Below are 18,382 nucleotides of genomic sequence, written 5' to 3'. Positions count from 1 at the left end.
CCCCCGGACCAACGCACGTTACCCTTCTGCGTTGTAGGGCCGCGCAGCGGCCGATTGAGGCTTTCATGCAAGTTCTTTACCGGAACGTCGATCCTCGGTCTTCGGTCGCCGGTCTGGGGCCTTCGGCCCGCTGGGCAGTTGGGCGGTTAGGGGCCGGGCGGCTCTCGAACCCCGCCGAAGCTCGGGGGGCATGGGGGCTGGTAGGACGGCCGCCTGACGGGCCGAGATACCCGGAATTTCCCTCGTCTCTAGTTTCTAGTTTCCAGTTTCTAGTCCCTGCCCCATAGGTGAAAATTGATCGCTCTCAGGTGGAATTCTTCGCGCGCCCCCTCTATACCCCTTTGGCCCGCCTCCACGCAAAGCTCCGGGCCGAGACGGTGGGCCTTGGCCCGGCGGAACCCTACAGCACCGGCGAGAGCAGGCGGCAGGTGGAGGTCACCACCCGGTGGAGCAGGGAGGCCGAGTCCACGTGGCTGCGGGTGAACGGCCGGGCCAGGGAGCGGTCGGCCTCGTAGACGCCCTCGATCCGGGCGGCCAGGTCGGGGGAGAGCACCAGCAGGTTCACCTCGAAGTTGAGCCGGAACGAGCGGATGTCCATGTTGGCCGACCCCAACATGCCCCAGCGGCCGTCCACCACCACCAGCTTGGTGTGGAGCATGCCCGGCTCGTACCGGAACACCCGCACCCCGGCCTCCAGCAGGTCGGCCAGGAAGCTCTCGCCGGCCCGGTCCACCAGCGGGTGGTCCGTGCGCTGGGGAAGCAGGATCTCCACGTCCACCCCGCGGCGGGCCGCCGTGGACAGGGCCGTGAGGATGGGGGCGTCGGGCACGAAGTAGGGGGTCTCGATCCAGACCCGCCGCCGGGCGGACACGATGGCGTGGAACAGGGTGGCGTGGATCGCCCGGGCCGGGTCGTCGGGCCCGCTCGCCACCACGTGAACCGTGGCCGGCCCCGCCGGTTCCTGGACCGGGAACCGGTCTGGCGTGACCACGTCCTCGCCGGTGGCGAAGTGCCAGTCCTCGGCGAACACGTGGTGCAGCTGGTGCACGGCCGGCCCCAACACCTTCATGTGGGTGTCTCGCCACGGAGGCTGGCGGGCCCAGCGGCCGCGGTACTCGTCGCCGATGTTCACCCCCCCGGTGTAGGCCACCCGGCCGTCCACCACCGCGATCTTCCGGTGGTTCCTGAGGTGCAGGGATCGGGTCTTCATCAGCCCCCGCAGGGGCAGGAACCAGGCCACCCGGCCCCCGTTCTCGGTCAGGGAGGCCAGGTGGGCCGGGGTGAGCTTGCGCGAGCCCACGGCGTCGAGCAGGAGGCGCACCTCCACGCCCTGGGCCGCCTTGGCGGCCAGCAGGTCCAAGAAGGCCCGGCCCGTGTCGTCGGGTTCAAAAATGTAGTACTCCAGGTGGATGCAGCGCTCGGCCCGGTCCAGGGCTTGCAGCATGTCGTCGTACAGGTCGGCCACCCGGTCGAACACGTGCACCCGGTTGCCCCGGGTGGGCAGGGTGCGGGACGAGGCGATGGCTACCCGCAGGGTGTCGGAGGCGCTCAGGGGCAGGTTGCTGGGCGGCGAGGTGACCAGGTGGGGGGCCACGGGAGAGTCGTCGGGCAGCAGCTCGCCGGCCCGCCGCCTGCGGCGCCTCCACCGGCGCTCGATCCGGTCGGCCCCGAACAGCAGGTAGAGCAGCGGCCCGAGCCCGGGCAGGAACAGCACGGTCTGCAGCCAGGCCAGGGTGGCCACCGGGTCCCGCTGCCGAAGCACCAGGTGGGCGGCGCACGGGAACGCGAACAGGCAGTGGAGGACCAGGAACAAGGTGGGGTCGATCACGGCGCCGCCGGTTCCATCAGATAGCCCCGCCGCACCCGGCCGAGGCTGGAGAGCATGCTGGCCTTGATGCCGGGGTGCTCGGTCTCGAGCTGCCGCAGCAGGGCCTTGACCCGCTTACGTTTCTGGTCCTCCACCCCGCACACCGGGCACCCGCAGCACACCACGGGGAACCCCATGGCCGCGGCATAGGCCCGGATGTCCTCCTCGAACACCCGGCACAGGGGCCGGATCACCACGTTCACCCCGTCCTCGGCCCGGAGCACCGGCGGCATACTCTTGATCTCGCCCGTGTAGAACTGGCTGAGGAGCAGGGTCTCGATCAGGTCGTCGGCATGGTGGCCCAGGGCGATCTTGGTGAACCCCTCGCGCCGGGCGATGCCGTAGAGCACGCCCCGTCGCAGCCGGGAGCAGAAGGCGCAGTAGCTGGTGCCCGGGTGGCGCTTGGCCTCCACGATCTCGTAGATGTGGGAGTGCTCCACGAAGTGGCGGTACCCGTGGGCCGCGCAGTATTCCTCCAGCGGCTCGGTGCGGAACCCGGGGAATCCCGGGTGGACCGTGACCGCGTGGAGCTCGAACGCGACCGGCGCCCGGCGGCGCAGGATCTCCAGGCAGTGGAGCAGGGTCCAGGAGTCCTTGCCCCCGGACAGGGCCACCAGGACGCGGTCGCCGTCGGCGATCATGCCGAACTCGGCGATGGCCTGGCCGGCCTTGCGCAGGATCTTCTTCTCCAGCAGGTCGATGCGCACGATGGGTGACCTCCCTCACAGCCCCAGGCCCTCGATCATCTCGACGAAGCTCTCGAGCCGGGTGCGGGTGCGCGCGTCCACGGGGCCGGGGCGGTCTCCCTCCAAGGTGAGCACGGGCACCCCGAGCTCCTTGCGAAGGATCACGTCCTCCATCTGGCGGAAGCAAAACGACTGCACGTAGTGGATGATCCCCTGGATGCCCCGCCGCTCCACCTCGGCGCGGATGTCGGTCAGGCGGCTGAACACGTCGTAGGGGTAGGTGTACCTGAGGTAGGCCTCGGCCAGGGGGGCGCCCGGATAGGGGAGCGAGAACTGGCGCTGGGTCTCGTTGAACACGACCCGGGCGCCAAAGGACTCGAGCAGCTCGTACAGCCCGTCGAGGATCGGGGGCACCCCGATGTAGCCCAGCCGCACCTCCGGCGGGGAGGGGGGTCGGCCCCGGGCCTCGGCCAGGAACCGCTCGAGCCGCTCGGCGTAACGCTCGGGCTGCCCCTCGAAGTCGCTGCACCCCACCAGCAGCAGGTGGTTCTCCCCTCCGGTGACCCGGTGCTCGGCCCAGGTGAGCCGGTCCACCTCCGCGGCCAGGGCCCGCACCCGGTCGAGCCGGACCTTCTGTGCCTCGGCCGCCTCCCGGGTGGTGCCCAGCCGGCGGCACAGCCGGTCGATCTGCTCGGAAAGGGCCTCGGGGTCCCGGTCGTAGGGGAAGGCGAACGGGATTGTCTCGACCCCCTCGTACTGCCAGATCTCAACGAGCGCCTGGGTGTTGGAGCAGTCCCCCGACATCACCCCCACCACGGCGTCCACCCCGAGACGGCGGGCCGCGGTGTACAGCCCCTTGATCCACGAGCAGGTGGTGGTGGGGAACCCGGCCGCCTCGGCCTCCTCCAGGAACCGGGCCCGGTCCGGGTGGGTGATGAAGGCGTTGTTCAGATCCACCGGCTCGTGGCCGGCGGCAAAGATGACCTCCACCGGCACCGTGGTGGTGATCCCGATCCGGCCCACGGTCCTAGTCCTCGCGGATGAACAGGTAGTAGATCAGAAACGCGCCGACCGCCACCGCCCCGCCGGCGAACAGGAACAGCTGGCGGTTGGGCCCTCCCTCGCCAGCGGTCACGTACCGGCCCAGGAACGCCACGGCCGTGCCCCCGGCCAGCACGGCGAAGGTGATCCGCCACTTCATGAACAGGGACAGCAGCATGAGCACCCCGATCGCGGCCAGGCCGTAAGGGTGGGTCAGGGCGGCCATGATGCGCTCGTTCGTCACGTGCTCGAGGAAGGGGCCCCAGTCGATCTGGTTCCAGAGGTCGATCAGACGGTCGAACACCCGCGCACCTCCGCCGGAAGGTTTGGTCGGCCGAAACCCAAAAGTCTAGCAGAACCAGAGGCTCCGGTCACTTCTGTTCGTCCGGCCCGTTGCCAAACCCCCGTGGGTCCCGTACCCTTCCCAGGAACTTCGGTCTACGGTCGTCAGTCTACGGTCGCCAGTCTACGGTCGTCGGTCTACGGTCGTCGGTCTGGGGCCTTCGGCCCGCTGGGCGGCCGGGCGGCTCCTGAGCCCTGACGCCAAGGCCTCGGGGGGCATGGGTTTCAGGGGCCAGAATTCAGAAGTCGGTGGACAGGGAGAAGGCTCTTCGGTGCCCCGAGAGGGTCCCCCCGGGAACCCAAACTGCTTTTCAGGATTTCCTGTCTCCTGTCCGCTGAATTCCGGTTCCTGAACCCCATGACCCGCTTGGGAACGTTTGATTTCAGATCTCGTGCGGGAGCTTGTGTTCCGCAAACAGGTCTCCACGGGGCCTGCGGCAGCCCCTGTCACCGGTGTGAAACCATGATCGCGTTGTCCACGGCTTACTTCACCCTCCGTACTCCCGAGCCCCGCGGCTCAGAGATCGCCGAGGGCCTGATGGCGCTCGGATTTCGGGCGGTGGAGGTAGACTACCGGGTCACGGCGGAGCAGATGCGCACCCTGCGGCCCGCCCTGGAGCGGGAGGGGATCGGGGTGGTCTCGGTGCACAGCCCGTTCCCCCGGGATCCCTGGGCCGATCCCGGCCGCGCCCACGTGGAGGGCCCCCGGCTCACCGCCCCGGACCGGGACGAGCGCCGGGCCGCCGTGCGCCGGGCGGTGGAGTCCCTGGCCTGGGCCGAGGACCTGGGGGCGCCGGTGGTGGTTCTGCACGTGGGCACGGTGGAGTGGTCCGGGGAGCCCGACCCCCTGGAACTCGAAAGGAGGCTCCGGCAGGGGAGGCGGGACGAGCCGGAGTACGAGGAGCTCCGGCGGGCCGTGGCCCAGGCCCGGGAGCGGTTCGCCCCCCGGTTCCGGGACGCGGCCCTGTCGAGCCTGGACCGGCTCGCGGGCGAGGCCCTGCGGCGGGGGCTCACCCTGGCCCTGGAGAACCGATACCACCCGGCCGAGATCCCGAGCTCCGACGAGTTCGACCTGTTCTTCCGGGAGTTGGACGGCGCGCCCCTGGGCTACTGGCACGACACCGGCCACGCGGCGGCCCAGTGGTGCCTGGGGTTCGAGCCCGAGGTCACGGGCCCTTTGGAGCGGTTCCAGGACCGTCTGGTGGGAACCCACCTCCACGACGCCGTGGGCCTCGACGACCACCGGTCGCCGGGGGAGGGGGAGCTGGCGTTCGAGGCCCTGCTGGCCCTGGTGCCCGACGGGGCCCCCCGGGTGCTGGAGGTGCACCCCGGCTCCCCCGAGGACGCCCTGCGGGCCGGCAAGGAACGGCTGGAACGTTGGATCGGCCGGTCCTGAACACGTCCCACCGTCCCAACGTCCTAGCGCCCTAATGCCCCTCCCCCAACCCCAGCGCCTCGCGCAGCCCCTGCTCGCCCCGGGGGCCGGGGAGCTGGGCCAGGAGCCGGCCGTCCCGGAACAGAAGCACCATGGGAACCCCCTCGATCCCGTAACGCCGGGCCGTCTCGGGGTTCTCCTCGATGTTGAGCCGTAGCACCCGGGCCTCGCCGTACAGGCGGATGGCCATCTGCCCCACGCTCACCTCGTAGTCCGCGCACACCGGGCACTCCGGACCCCACACCACCACGATCACCGGCGCCCGGGACCCCAGAACCTCCCGTTCCCAGTCCGCATCGGTCACGTCGTCGGGCAGGCAGTTGCCCCGGATCAGCGGCGCGCCGCACGCGCCGCACCGCACCGCCTGCCCGGTGCGGCCGTGGGCCACCCGGTGCTCGTGCCCGCACGCGGCACACTGCAGAAGATATCCCGAATCCATGATTCCTTCCATGTAACTTCGGTCGTTGGTCTTCGGTTGGGGGCCTTCGGCCCGCCAGGCGGCTGGGCAGCCAGGCGGCCGGGCGGCTATGGTGCCCCGGCCGCGGCCCAAGAGGCAAGAAGCGGCCGCAACGGCCCGGCCTTGACAGCGTGAAACAACTGCTTGAAACTGGCGTTTCACTTGAGCCCCGCCGTTGGCGGCGGCGACTCGGCAGCCGCCCAGCCACCTCGCCGCCCCGCCGCCCAGCGGGCCGAAGGCCCAACACAAGGAGCGTCGTCATGACCGATCACTCCGCACGGTGCGTCCGGGGGGAGGGCACCCGCGAGCGGCTCCTGCGGGCCGCGGAGCGGGTGTTCGCGGACAAGGGGTACCGGGCCGCCACGGTGCGGGAGATCACCGAGGCGGCCGGGGCCAACGTGGCCGCCGTGAACTACCACTTCGGGGGGAAGCACGACCTGTACCTGGAGCTGTTCCGCGACCGGATCGAGAGCATGGCCGCGATCCGGCAGGCGGCCCGGGCCCAGGCCCGGGGCGGGGACCCGGTCGAGGACCTTCGGAGGGTCACGGCCGCGTTCGTGCGGTCGTGGTTCGGCCTGATGCTGGGGGAGGAACGGGAAGGCCGGGGTCGGTTCCCCACGCTGGTGATGCGCGAGATCGGGGACCCCGGGCCGGCCTATCCGGTCCTGCTCGATCGGTTGATCCGGCCGACCCACGAGATGTTCCAGGGGCTGATCCTCCGGGCCCACCCCGACCTGGGGCCCGACCGGGCCACCCTGTGCGCGGCCAGCCTGCTCGGCCAGGTGATCCACTTCGTCCGGGCCCGGCGGGTGCTGGAGACCCTGCTGGGCCGGGAGTGCGACGAGGCCATGGCGGAGCGGATCTGCGAGCACGTGGTGTCGTTCACCCTGGGCGGGGTGGGGGTGACGCCGTGAGGCCGACGGCGCTGGCGATCGTCGTGCTCTTGGGGGCGGCCGGGTGCGCCGGCCCGGCCCGCATCCGTCCGCCCGAGCCGCCGGTGGCCCTGGCCGAGCAGAGCTTCGGCGACCTGCCGGCCCAGGCCGGAGAGCGGGTGCTCGCGGCCCGGTGGTGGCGCGCCTTCGGCGACCCCGAGCTGGACCGTCTCGTGGAGCGGGCGGTCCGCGGCAACCTGGACCTGCGGCGCATGGCCGCCCGGGTGGCCGAGGCCCGCGCCGCGGCCGCCCGGGCCGGGGCGGCCCGGCTGCCCGCGGTGACCGCCTCGGCCTCGGCCCAGCGTAGCCGCTCGGCCGGGGAGGTGTGGTTCGGCGACCGGATCAACGACCGCTACGGAGTGGACCTGGGCGTGAGCTACGAGGTGGACCTTTGGGGCCGGATCGCAAACCTGCAGGAGGCGGCCCGCCAGGACCTGGCCGCGGCCCGGGAGGACGCGGTGCGGGCCTACCACCTGATGGTGGCCGAGGTGGTGCGGGCCTGGCTGGACCTGGGCGCGGCTCTGGAGCAGGCCGAGGTGGCCCGGCGGGTGCTGGAGGCCGACCGGCAGCGGCAGAAGGTGGCAGAGATTCGGTTCCGGCGGGGGCTGGCGCCGGCTCCCGACGTGCACCAGGCCCAGCAGCGGGTGGCCCAGGCCCGGGCCCGGGTGGCCGCCCTGGAGCAGCAGGCCGAGCTCGCCCGGCACCGGCTCCGGGTGCTGCTGGGCGAGTACCCCGGGGGGGGGGACGACCTCGAGCCCAGGCTGCCGGGGGTTCCCGACCCGGTTCCGGCGGGGCTGCCCTCGGACCTGCTGTGGCGCCGGCCCGACCTGCGAGCGGCGGAGCGCCGATACCTGGGCGCCCGGCTGCGGGCGGCCGCGGCCGACGCGGACCGGTTCCCCCGGCTTGCCCTGACCGCCTCCGGGGGCCGCACCAGCGCCGTGCTGCGGGACCTGACGCTAGGCACGAACACGTTCTGGAACCTGATCGGCAACCTGACCCAGCCGCTCTTCGACGCCGGGCTGCGCGAGGCGAACCTGGCCGAGGCCGAGGCCCGGGCCGAGCAGGCCCGGCTGGCCTGGGGCCAGGCCGTGCTCACGGCCCTGCGGGAGGTGGAGGACGCGCTGACCGTGGAGCAGGCCCAGCGCCGCCGCCTCGCGGCCCTGGAGGAGAGCCTGACCCACGCCCGACAGGCCGTGGGCACGGCCGAGATCCGGTACCGCCGGGGGCTGGAGGAGATCACCCGCACCCTGGTGGCCCGGGACACCCTGCTGGCGGCCGAGCTGGGGGTGGTGGAGGCCCGGCACGCCCTGCTCACCGCGAGGGTGTCCCTGTACCTGGCCCTGGGCGGCGATTGGGGCCACGAGGACGACGTGGCCGGCGGAGGCTAGGAAGCTGGGAAGCTAGGAGGCGTCCCAACGTCCCAACGTCCCAGCTATCCAATAATCCACACGAGGTTTTCATGGCAAACCAACCAAAACGACGTCGGATCGGCGTCATCGTTCTCAAGGTCGTGCTTCCCCTCCTGGCCCTGGCCGCGGGGGTGGCGGGGTTCAAGGCGCTGGTGGAGACCCGCAAGCCCCCGGCACGGCAGGAGCGGGTGAGGCAGGGCCCCCTGGTGCGGGTCTGGAAGGCCCAGCCCGAGGACGTGCGGGTGGAGGTGACGGCCCACGGCACCGTGCGGCCCGCAGCGGAGATCGACCTGGTGCCCCAGGTGGCCGGCGAGGTGGTGGAGGTCTCCCCCAACCTGGTGACCGGCGGGTTCGTGGCCGAGGGCGAGGTGCTGGTGCGGATCGACCGGGCCGACTACGAGCTCCAGCTCCGGGCGGCCCGGGCCGAGGTGGAGCGGGCCACCTACCAGCTGGAGCGGATCCGGGCCGAGGCCGAGTCGGCCCGGGAGGAGTGGCGGCAGGTGTACGGCGAGGACCCGCCCCCGGACGACGACAGTCTGCTGTTTCGGGGGCCCCAGCTACGCCAGGCCCGGGCCGAGCTGGAGGCTGCCCGGGCCCGGGTGGCCACGGCCGAGCTGGCCCTGGCGCGGACCGTGCTGCGGGCCCCGTTTGCGGCGCGGGTGCGCTCCGAGGCCGTGGACCTGGGCCAGTACGTGAGCCCGGGCAAGGCCGTGGCCCGGCTGTACGCCACTGACGCGGTGGAGGTGGTGTTCCCCGTGGCCACGGAGGACCTGGGCTGGATCGGTCGGCCCGACCCGAAGACCGGGCCCCTGGCCCGGCTGGAGGGGACCTTCGGCCGGCCGGGCCGGTGGCAGGGCCGGGTGGTGCGCACCGAGGCGGTGGTGGACGAGGCGTCCCGCACCGTGGGGCTGGTGGTCCGGGTGCCGGACCCGTTCCGGCCCGGCCGGGTGCCGCTTCCGGTGGGGCTGTTCGTGACCGGCCGGATCCGGGGCCGGGTCCTGCGGGGGGTGTTCCCCCTGCCGCGGGAGGCCCTGCGGGAGGGGGGCGTGGTGTGGGTGGTGGACGACGCCGGGCGGTTACGGTTCCGGCCGGTGGAGGTGGTGCGCGTGGAGGGGGACCGGGTCCTGGTGTCCCGGGGCCTGTCGGCCGGGGACCGGGTGGTGGTGAGCCGGGTGGGCGCGGCCACCGACGGCATGGCGGTGCGGGTGGCGGAGGACCGGCGGTGATCCGCGGGGTGAAGAAGGGCCCCATCGCCTGGTTCGTGGACAACCACGTGGCCGCGAACCTGCTGATGGTGTTCGTGCTCGCCGCCGGCGCGCTGACCCTGGGCACGATCCGGCAGGAGGTGTTCCCCGACATCGACCTGGACGTGATCTCGATCACGGTGGCCTACCCGGGCGCGAGCCCCGAGGAGGTGGAGGAGGCCATCTGCACCCGGATCGAGGAGCGGGTGGCCGCGGTGGACGGGGTCAAGAGCGTGGCCTCCCGGGCGGCCGAGGGGGTGGGCACGGTGCTGCTGGAGCTGGAGCGGGGCGTGGACGCGGGCCGGGTGATCCGGGACGTGGAGAGCGAGGTGGACCGGATCACCACCTTCCCGGACGATGCCGAGGAGCCCGTGGTCACCCGATTGACCCGCCGCCGGCAGGTGGTGGACCTGGTGATCTACGGCGATGCGACCGAGCGCACCCTCAAGGTGCTGGCCGACCGCGTCCGCGACGACCTCACGGCCCTGCCCGAGCTGTCCCAGGTGGAGGTGTTGGGCACCCGGGACTACGAGATCTCCATCGAGGTGCCCGAGGCCAACCTGCGCAAGCACGGCCTCACCCTCTCCCAGGTGGCCGAGGCGGTGCGGCGCTCCAGCCTGGACCTGCCGGCCGGAACCCTGCGCACCCGGGGCGGAGAGATCCTGGTGCGGACCAAGGGCCAACGCTACACCGGCCGGGAGTTCGAGCGGGTGGTGGTGCTGGCGCGGCCGGACGGCAGCCGGGTGCTCCTGGGCGACATCGCCACGGTGCGCGACGGGTTTGCCGAGGACGCCGAGCGGATCACCCGGTTCGACGGCAAGCCGGCCGTGCTCCTGGAGATCTACCGCACCGGGGCCCAGGACGCCATCGAGGTGGCCGAGGCGGTCAGGGGGTACATCGCCGAGCACGCGGCCGACCTGCCCGAGGGCGTGCGGCTGACCCTGTGGCGGGACCGCACCGACATCCTGAAGGCCCGGCGGGACCTGCTGCTTCGCAACGCGCGGCTGGGCCTGGTGCTGGTGTTCGGAAGCCTGCTCCTGTTCCTGGCGCCCCGGCTGGCGTTCTGGGTGACCATGGGGATCCCGGTGGCGTTCCTGGGCGCCCTGGCCCTGCTGCCCCACCTGGACGTGACCATCAACATGATCTCCCTGTTCGCGTTCATCCTGGCCCTGGGCATCGTGGTGGACGACGCCATCGTGGTGGGGGAGGGGGTGTACCAGCACCTGGAGCAGGGCCGGCCCGGCCCGGTGGCGGCCGTGCTGGGGGCCCGGGAGATGGCCGGGCCGGTCACCTTCTCGGTGCTCACCACGATCGCGGCGTTCGTGCCCCTGCTGTTCGTGGAGGGCACCATGGGCAAGTTCATGCGGGTGATCCCCATCGTGGTGATCTCGGCGTTCGCCCTGTCGCTGCTGGAGGCCCTGTTCGTCCTGCCGGCTCACCTAGCCTCGGTGCCGCCGCCCACGGACCGGGCCGGCCCCCTGGAGCGGTTCCGCCGGGGGTTCGGCCGGGGGCTCAGCTGGTTCGTTCGGGGGCCCTACGCCTGGGTGCTCGAGCGGGCCGTGGCCTGGCGCTACCTCACGGTGGCCGGGTTCACGGCCGTGTTTCTGGTGACCGTGGGGTGGGTGGCGGGCGGCCGGATCCAGTTCGTGTTCTTCCCCAAGGTGGAGTCGGACCGGGTCACGGCCAGCCTGGTCATGCCCGAGGGCACCTCCCTGGCCGAGACCGCGGCCGCCGTGGCTCGGATCGAGGCCGCGGCCCGCCGGCTCCAGAGGGAGATGGCGGACGGCGGCCGGCCCCTGGTGACCCACGTGTACACCCTGGTGGGCCAGTCGGCCGGCGGGGCCGGGCCCCAGGCCGGTGGAGCCGGCGGGTCTCACCTGGCCGCGGTGCGGCTCCAGCTCTTGCCGTCCGAGGAGCGGTCGGTGCCGTCGTCCCGGGTGGCGGCCCGGTGGCGGGAGCTGGTGGGGCCGGTGGCCGGGGCCGAGTCCCTCACCTTCGTCTCGAGCCTGTTCTCCACGGGCGAGCCCATCGTGGTGCGGCTGGCCGGGGACCGGTTCGACACCCTGGAGGCGGCCGCGGCCCGGGTGAAGGAGGCCCTGGCCACGTACCCGGGCGTCACCGACATCCGCGACTCGTTCCAGGAGGGCAAGCTGGAGATGCGGCTTCGGCTCAAACCCGCCGCGCGGGGGTTGGGGCTCACCCTGAGCGACCTGGCCCGCCAGGTTCGGGCGGCCCTGTACGGCGAGGAGGCCCTGCGGGTGCAGCGGGGCCGGGACGAGGTCAAGGTGATGGTGCGCTACCCCGAGGCCCAGCGACGCAGCCTGGGGGACGTGGAGGCCATGTGGGTGCGCACGCCCCAGGGGGCCGAGGTGCCGTTCTCCGAGGTGGCCGACGTGGTGCTGACCCGCGGCTACGCCACCATCTCCCGAGAGGACCGCAAGCGGGTGGTGGATGTGACCGCCGACGTGGACGAGGACGTGGCCAACGCCCGGGAGGTGCTCACCGACCTGGCCGCGCGGCACCTGCCCGGGATCCTGTCGGACTTCCCGGGGCTGTCCTACACGTTCGAGGGCCAGGAGAAGGGTCGCCGGGAGTCGCTCGAGAGCCTGGGCCGGGGGTTCGGCGTGGCCCTGCTGGCCATCTTCACCCTGCTGGCCATCCCGTTCCGGTCGTACGTGCAGCCCCTGATCGTGATGACCGCGATCCCGTTCGGCGTGGTGGGCGCGATCTGGGGCCATGTGCTCCTGGGGCTGCCCCTGACGATCCTGTCCCTGTTCGGGGTGGTGGCCGTATCCGGCGTGGTGGTGAACGACGCCCTGGTCCTCATCGACTTCGCCAACCGCAGCCGCCGCGCGGGCGCGCCGGCCGCCCGGGCCGCGGTGGAGGCTGGGGTCCGGCGGTTCCGGCCGGTGCTCCTGACCACCCTGACCACCTTCTTCGGCCTGATCCCCATGATCGTGGAGAAGAGCGTGCAGGCCCAGTTCCTGATCCCCATGGCCGTGAGCCTGGCGTTCGGCGTGGCGGTGTCGACCACGGTCACTTTGCTGCTGGTGCCCTCGCTGTACCTGGTGGTCGAGGACCTGGTGGGCCTGGTCCGGGCCGCGACCGGGAGCCGGCCGGTTGCCCGGCTGCCCAGCCGCCTAGCGGGCCAAGACGACAGATCCACCGGATTGACACCTTTTGGTCCGGGCGGGTAAGGTACCGCCCCCATAAGCCCGGTAGCCCCCCGGCGCCCCACCTGGCCCCCAGGGCGCGAGGTGCTGGCGCAGCGCTAGGAGATGAAAGAGGTTTTTGGCCTCACAGCCTCCCAGCCTCCAAGCTTTCCAGCGGGCCGAAGGCCCGAAAGCCTTCCCAAGGAGGCCCCGTGCGCGCCGTCGCCGTCATCCCTGCCCGGTACGGTTCCTCCCGGTTTCCCGGCAAGCCCCTGGTCCCCCTGCTCGAGAAGCCCCTGATCGTCTGGGTGGTGGAACGGGCCGGGGCGTGCCCCGCGTTCGCCGAGGTGATCGTGGCCACCGACCACCCGGGCATTGCCGAGGCGGCCCGGGCGGCCGGGGCCCGGGCCGTGATGACCTCGCCGGCCTGCCGCTCGGGCACGGACCGGGTGGCCGAGGCGGCCCGGTCCGTGGAGGCGGACGTGGTCGTGAACGTGCAGGGTGACGAGCCCCTGGTGGACCCGGACGACCTGGCCGGGTTGGTGGCTGCCATGGCCGGCGAGGATCCGCCGGCCATGGCCACGTTGGCCCGGCCGCTCGCGGACACGGCCGAGTGGCTGCGGCCCGATGTGGTCAAGGTGGTGTGTGACGGGCGGGGGAACGCCCTGTACTTCTCGCGGGCCCCGATCCCGCACTTTCGGGACGAGGCCGAGGCCTCCGCCGGGCCTCGGCTGCCCGACCGGCCCCCGGTCCGGGCCTGCAAGCACCTGGGGGTGTACGCGTTCCGGCGCGAGGCCCTGTTCGCGTTCACGGCCCTGCCCGAGGGCCGGCTGGAGCAGGCCGAGCGCCTGGAGCAGCTGCGGGCCCTGGAGGCCGGCTGGCGAATCCGGGTGGTAGCCGCCCGGTCCGACTCGGTGGGGGTGGACCGGCCCGAGGACGTGGCTCGGGTGGAGGAGATGTTGAGGGGAGGACGTTGAGACGGATGGGGCCGTAAATCGTGAATCGTAAATCGTGAATGGTTGGTCGTTGGTCGTTCGTGGTTGGCCGGGGGACGCGCCGTCACTCGTCACGGGTCACCTGTCACGGCATTTCGCTTCCCAGCCTCCCAGCTTTCTAGCCTCCTAGCCTTCCCGCTTTCCAGCCTACTCAGGAGCATCGGATGCGCACCAAGTTCATCTTCGTCACGGGCGGGGTTTTGTCGAGCCTGGGCAAGGGAATCGCCTCGGCGAGCCTGGGAGCCCTTCTGGAGGCCCGGGGGCTCACGATCACCCTGGTCAAGATGGACCCCTACATCAACGTGGACCCGGGCACCATGAACCCGTTCCAGCACGGCGAGGTGTTCGTCACGGACGACGGGGCCGAGACCGACCTGGACCTGGGCCACTACGAGCGGTTCACCCGGGCGCGGCTCAGCGTCCGCAACAACTTCACCACGGGCCAGGTGTACGACACGGTCATCAGCAAGGAGCGCCGGGGCGACTACCTGGGCGGCACGGTGCAGGTGATCCCCCACATCACCGACGAGATCAAGCAGCGCATCCGCGACGCGGCCCAGGGCGCGGACATCGCCATCGTGGAGGTGGGGGGCACGGTGGGCGACATCGAGAGCCTGCCGTTCCTCGAGGCGATCCGGCAGTTCCGGGCCGAGGCGGGCAGCCGCAACGTGATCTATGTGCACCTGACCCTGGTGCCCTACATCGCGGCCGCCGGCGAACTCAAGACCAAGCCCACCCAGCACAGCGTCAACGAGCTCAGGCGCATCGGTATCCAGCCCGAGGTGCTGATCTGCCGCACGGACCGCCTGCTGCCGGCCGAGCTCAAGAACAAGATCGCCCTGTTCTGCAACGTGGACCGGGACGCGGTGATCACGGCCAAGGACGTGGAGAACATCTACGAGGTGCCCCTGAACTTCCACGAGGAGGGCCTCGACGACAAGGTGGTGGAGCTGCTGAACATCTGGACCGGCCGGCCCAAGCTCGACGGCTGGCAGCGCATCGTGGAGACCCTTCGGTTCCCCAAGGACCACGTGAGGATCGCCATCGTGGGCAAGTACGTGGACCTGAAGGAGAGCTACAAGAGCCTGTCCGAGGCCCTGGTCCACGGCGGGCTCGGCAACGAGTGCCGGGTGGAGCTGGAGTACGTGGACTCCGAGGCCATCGAGACCGACGGCATCCCCGAGGTGCTTGGCCAGGTGGACGGCATCCTGGTGCCGGGCGGGTTCGGCCAGCGGGGCACCGAGGGCAAGATCGCGGCCATCCGGTACGCCCGGGAGAACGGGATCCCGTTCTTCGGCATCTGCCTGGGCATGCAGCTGGCCGTGGTGGAGTTCGCCCGCGACCGGTGCGGCATCGCCGGGGCCGGCTCGTCGGAGTTCGACGAGCGCTGCACCGACCCGGTCATCGACCTGATGCCCGACCAGCGAGGCGTGGTGGAGAAGGGGGGCACCATGCGGCTGGGGGCCTACCCCTGCCGCCTGCAGGAGGGCACCCGGTCCTTCGCGGCCTACGGGGTCAAGGAGATCAGCGAGCGGCACCGCCACCGCTACGAGGTGAACAACGCCTACCGCGACACCCTCCAGGAGCACGGCATGGTGCTGTCGGGCCTGTCGCCGGACGGACGGCTCGTGGAGATGGTGGAGCTGCCCGATCACCCGTGGTTCGTGGGGTGCCAGTTCCACCCGGAGTTCAAGTCCCGGCCCATGGACCCCCACCCCCTGTTCCGGGAGTTCGTGCGGGCCGCGCTGGAGTTCAAGCACGGCCGGAGGGGCGAGGCGTGACCCACGAGGTGCGAATCGGCCCGGTCCGGGTGGGGGGCGGGGCGCCCCTGGCCCTGATCGCAGGCCCCTGTGTGATCGAGTCCGAGGACCTGGCCCTGTCGGTGGCCGAGCACCTGGCCCGGCTGGCCGAACGTCTGGGCCTGGCCGTGGTGTTCAAGAGCTCCTACGACAAGGCCAACCGCACGAGCCTGGAGTCGTTCCGGGGGCCGGGGCTGGACGAAGGGCTGCGGATCCTCGAGCGGGTCCGCGCCGAGACCGGCCTGCCGGTGCTGTCGGACGTGCACGCCCCGGCCGAGGCCCGGGCCGCCGGGGAGGTGCTGGACTGCCTGCAGATCCCGGCCTTCCTGTGCCGCCAGACCGACCTGCTCGTGGCGGCCGGGGCCACCGGCCGGCCCGTGAACATCAAGAAGGGCCAGTTCCTGGCCCCCGAGGACATGGCCCCGGCCGCTGAGAAGGCCCTGTCGGCCGGGGCTGCGGGGGTGCTGCTGACGGAGCGGGGCACCTCGTTCGGGTACCGGTACCTGGTGGTGGACTTCCAGGGGCTGGGGCGGATGCGGGCCATCGGGTGGCCGGTGGTGTTCGACGCCACCCACAGCGTGCAGCAGCCCGGCGCCCTGGGCGGGTGCTCGGGAGGCGACCGGGCGGCCGTGCCCGCCCTGGCCCGGGCGGCCGCGGCCGTGGGGGTGGACGCCCTGTTCCTGGAGGTCCACCCCGACCCGGACCACGCCTTGTGCGACGGGCCCAACTCGGTGGCCCTGGCGGACCTGGAGGCCCTGATGGGCACGGTGCTGGCCCTGGACCGGGTGCGAAGGGGAGGGACGCCGTGAGCCTGCTGGCCACCGCCCGCAGGGTTCTGGAGATCGAGGCCGGCGCGATCGCCCGGCTGGCCCGGGACCTGGGGGCCGAGTTCGACGCGGCCGTGGAACTGCTGGAGGGGTGCCGCGGCAAGGTGGTCCTGACCGGCATGGGCAAGAGCGGCATCGTGTGCCGCAAGATCGCGGCCACCCTGGCCTCCACGGGCACGCCGGCGTTCTTCCTGCATCCGGCCGAGGGGGTGCACGGCGACCTGGGCATCCTGGCCCGGGGCGACGTGGTGGTGGCCGTGTCCAACTCGGGCGAGACCGAGGAGCTGGTGGAGATCCTGCCGGTGATCCGGCGCCTGGAGCTGGGGCTGGTGGCCATCACCGGCAACCGCCGATCCACCCTGGCCCGGCGGGCCGACGTGGTGCTCCACGTGCCGGTGGAGGAGGAGGCCTGCCCCCTGAACCTGGCGCCCATGGCCTCCACCACGGCCACCCTGGCCCTGGGCGACGCCCTGGCCGCGGCCCTGATGGAGCGAAAGGGGTTTACGGCCGAGGACTTCGCCCGGTTCCATCCGGCCGGGTCCCTGGGAAGGCAGCTGGTTTTGCAGGTGGACGACCTGATGCACGACGGCGAGGCCGTGCCCCGGGTGGCCGCGGCCGAGGCCATGCCCGAGGTGCTCCTGGAGATGACCTCGAAGCGCCTGGGCCTGGCCGGGGTGTTCGACCCGGAGGGGCGGCTGGTGGGGGTGATCACCGACGGAGACCTGCGCCGGGGCCTGGAGCAGGGCCCCGAGTTCCTGGAGAAGCGGGCCGGGGAGGTGATGACCCCCGACCCCAAGCGGGTGGCCCGGGGGACCCTGGCCGTGGAGGCCCTGCGCACCATGGAGCGGTTCGCGATCACGGCCCTGTTCGTCACGGAGCCGGACGACCCCGATCGGGTGTGCGGGGTGGTGCACATCCACGACCTGGTGAAGGCAGGGCTGCGATGACGCTGACGGAACGGCTGGCCCGGGTGGAGCTGCTGCTCCTCGACGTGGATGGGGTGCTCACCGACGGCCGGGTGGTGATCGACGACCAGGGGGTGGAGACCAAGGCCTTCGACGTGACCGACGGCCACGGGCTGAAGCTGCTGCAGCGGGCCGGGGTGGAGGTGGGGTTCGTGACCGGCCGCCGCAGCCGGGTGGTGGAGCACCGGGCCCGGGAGTTGGGGGTGACCGAGGTGCACCAGCGGGTGCGCAACAAGCTCGAGGTGGTCCGCGAGATCCTGGGCCGCCGGTGCCTCGCGCCCGACCGGGTGGCCTACGTGGGCGACGACCTGGTGGACCTTCCGGTGATCACCCAGGTGGGGGTGGGGATCACCGTGGCCGACGCGCCGGAGTACGTGCGGGAGCGGGCCCTCTGGGTGACCTCGCGGCCGGGCGGCCGCGGGGCGGTGCGGGAGGTGTGCGAGGCCATCCTGCGGGCCCGGGGCGCCTGGGCCGAGGTCACCCGCAAGTACTTCCACCCCGAGCCCCTGGTGCCGTGAAGGCCGGCTGGGTCACGGCCGCGCTCGTGGTGGGGGCGGTGGCGGGTTGGATGCTCCTGCAGCGGCCGGCCGCTCCGCCGCCCGAGCCCGCGAGGGACCCGCGCACCGTGTCCGAGGGGGAGGGGATCGAGGTGGTCGGACAGGAGCCCGGCGGCCGGGTGTGGACCCTCCGGGCCGACCGGGCCCAGGGTGTGGAGGAGGAGGCCTCGGGCGAGCTCATGGGGGTGACCGCCGAGATCCGGGATCCGGGCCAGGGCCCGGTGCGGATCGAGAGCGGCCGGGCCCGGGTGGAAGAGGGCCGGACCGTGACCTTCACCGGCGGGGTGGTGATCCGGTGGGCGGGCTACGAGGTGCGGGGCGCCTCGGGCCGGTACGAGCGGGACCGGGGTCGGGTGGTGTCGCCGGGCCGGGTGGTCTGGACGGGGCCGGGGCTCCGGGTGGAGGGGCAGGGGCTCATCGTGGAGCTGGAACCCCGGGTCGCGCGTCTCTCCGGAGGGGTGAGGGCCCGGGTGGGAGGACGAGGACCGTGATCCTTCGTGTCGCAACGGCGCTCATCCCATTGACCCGGCGGATGGACGGGCACTGTCGCCCCCTGCCCGGGAGGGCAAGGGACCTGCCGGAGAGCCGGGCGCGGCCCCTTAGCTCGCCGCGCAGCGCCTCTGACGCTCGGACCGCGAAATGGTTCGGACTCCACGGGGTTGTCAGGAAACCAG

At 72.3% G+C, this 18,382-nt stretch carries 16 protein-coding genes; 11 read left to right on the top strand and 5 right to left on the bottom strand.

The window, feature by feature from the left end; all coding sequences use genetic code 11:
- Window positions 1-400: 400 nt before the first annotated feature.
- Genes cls through DEFCA_RS0104805 form a run of 4 tightly spaced genes read right to left on the bottom strand, consistent with a single transcriptional unit; the run spans window position 401 to window position 3,898 of the window.
- Complete coding sequence (cls, locus tag DEFCA_RS0104820; protein WP_025321907.1) at window positions 401-1,828, bottom strand: cardiolipin synthase; 1,428 nt, start codon at window positions 1,826-1,828, stop codon at window positions 401-403.
- Window positions 1,825-2,574, bottom strand: coding sequence for a tRNA 2-thiocytidine(32) synthetase TtcA (gene ttcA / locus DEFCA_RS0104815; protein WP_245693431.1), 750 nt, complete (start codon window positions 2,572-2,574; stop codon window positions 1,825-1,827). Before ttcA ends, cls begins: the two co-directional genes overlap by 4 nt.
- Before the next feature lie 15 nt (window positions 2,575-2,589).
- The gene (locus DEFCA_RS0104810; RefSeq protein WP_025321905.1) at window positions 2,590-3,576 is read right to left on the bottom strand and encodes a 2-hydroxyacyl-CoA dehydratase family protein; all 987 of its coding nucleotides are present in this window, start codon (window positions 3,574-3,576) and stop codon (window positions 2,590-2,592) included.
- Window positions 3,577-3,580: 4 nt separating this feature from the next.
- Entirely contained in the window at window positions 3,581-3,898 is a 318-nt protein-coding gene (locus DEFCA_RS0104805; RefSeq protein ID WP_025321904.1) for a hypothetical protein, read from the bottom strand.
- A gap of 576 nt (window positions 3,899-4,474) precedes the next feature.
- On the opposite strand from DEFCA_RS0104805, the gene DEFCA_RS0104800 reads away from it, so the two are divergent.
- Window positions 4,475-5,332 carry a sugar phosphate isomerase/epimerase family protein gene (locus tag DEFCA_RS0104800; protein WP_169709446.1) on the top strand — a complete coding sequence of 286 codons (858 nt, stop codon included), beginning with the start codon at window positions 4,475-4,477 and terminating at the stop codon, window positions 5,330-5,332.
- A gap of 31 nt (window positions 5,333-5,363) precedes the next feature.
- Here the strand turns inward: DEFCA_RS0104800 and DEFCA_RS0104795 are convergent, their stop codons facing one another.
- A complete protein-coding gene (locus DEFCA_RS0104795) occupies window positions 5,364-5,810 on the bottom strand; it encodes a thioredoxin family protein (protein WP_025321902.1) in 447 nt (148 codons plus the stop codon).
- Window positions 5,811-6,088: 278 nt separating this feature from the next.
- Between DEFCA_RS0104795 and DEFCA_RS0104790 the strand changes: the two genes are divergently transcribed.
- The 10 genes from DEFCA_RS0104790 to lptC all read left to right on the top strand — a co-directional run bounded on the left by DEFCA_RS0104790 (window position 6,089) and on the right by lptC (window position 18,199).
- Entirely contained in the window at window positions 6,089-6,742 is a 654-nt protein-coding gene (locus DEFCA_RS0104790; protein WP_025321901.1) for a CerR family C-terminal domain-containing protein, read from the top strand.
- A complete protein-coding gene (locus tag DEFCA_RS0104785; RefSeq protein ID WP_025321900.1) occupies window positions 6,739-8,148 on the top strand; it encodes an efflux transporter outer membrane subunit in 1,410 nt (469 codons plus the stop codon). The genes DEFCA_RS0104790 and DEFCA_RS0104785 overlap by 4 nt, the downstream gene beginning before the upstream one ends.
- 71 nt (window positions 8,149-8,219) lie before the next feature.
- A complete protein-coding gene (locus DEFCA_RS0104780) occupies window positions 8,220-9,395 on the top strand; it encodes an efflux RND transporter periplasmic adaptor subunit (RefSeq protein WP_025321899.1) in 1,176 nt (391 codons plus the stop codon).
- Window positions 9,392-12,610 (top strand): efflux RND transporter permease subunit, encoded by a 3,219-nt coding sequence (locus DEFCA_RS0104775; protein ID WP_025321898.1) that lies wholly within the window; start codon window positions 9,392-9,394, stop codon window positions 12,608-12,610. The genes DEFCA_RS0104780 and DEFCA_RS0104775 overlap by 4 nt, the downstream gene beginning before the upstream one ends.
- 167 nt (window positions 12,611-12,777) lie before the next feature.
- The gene (gene kdsB, locus DEFCA_RS0104770) at window positions 12,778-13,542 is read left to right on the top strand and encodes a 3-deoxy-manno-octulosonate cytidylyltransferase (protein ID WP_025321897.1); all 765 of its coding nucleotides are present in this window, start codon (window positions 12,778-12,780) and stop codon (window positions 13,540-13,542) included.
- 182 nt (window positions 13,543-13,724) lie between these two features.
- Complete coding sequence (locus DEFCA_RS0104765) at window positions 13,725-15,341, top strand: CTP synthase (protein ID WP_025321896.1); 1,617 nt, start codon at window positions 13,725-13,727, stop codon at window positions 15,339-15,341.
- Complete coding sequence (gene kdsA, locus DEFCA_RS0104760) at window positions 15,338-16,168, top strand: 3-deoxy-8-phosphooctulonate synthase (RefSeq protein WP_025321895.1); 831 nt, start codon at window positions 15,338-15,340, stop codon at window positions 16,166-16,168. Before DEFCA_RS0104765 ends, kdsA begins: the two co-directional genes overlap by 4 nt.
- Complete coding sequence (locus DEFCA_RS0104755; RefSeq protein ID WP_025321894.1) at window positions 16,165-17,133, top strand: KpsF/GutQ family sugar-phosphate isomerase; 969 nt, start codon at window positions 16,165-16,167, stop codon at window positions 17,131-17,133. The genes kdsA and DEFCA_RS0104755 overlap by 4 nt, the downstream gene beginning before the upstream one ends.
- Window positions 17,130-17,669 (top strand): KdsC family phosphatase, encoded by a 540-nt coding sequence (locus tag DEFCA_RS0104750; protein WP_051463193.1) that lies wholly within the window; start codon window positions 17,130-17,132, stop codon window positions 17,667-17,669. The genes DEFCA_RS0104755 and DEFCA_RS0104750 overlap by 4 nt, the downstream gene beginning before the upstream one ends.
- Window positions 17,666-18,199, top strand: coding sequence for an LPS export ABC transporter periplasmic protein LptC (gene lptC, locus DEFCA_RS0104745; RefSeq protein WP_025321892.1), 534 nt, complete (start codon window positions 17,666-17,668; stop codon window positions 18,197-18,199). The genes DEFCA_RS0104750 and lptC overlap by 4 nt, the downstream gene beginning before the upstream one ends.
- The last annotated feature ends 183 nt before the right edge of the window (window positions 18,200-18,382 follow it).

It is taken from the genome of Deferrisoma camini S3R1, assembly GCF_000526155.1.
In the GTDB taxonomy this organism is placed as follows: domain Bacteria; phylum Desulfobacterota; class Deferrisomatia; order Deferrisomatales; family Deferrisomataceae; genus Deferrisoma; species Deferrisoma camini.
Note: the sequence above shows the minus strand (reverse complement) of the source record. Positions and strands in the feature narration are given on the sequence as shown.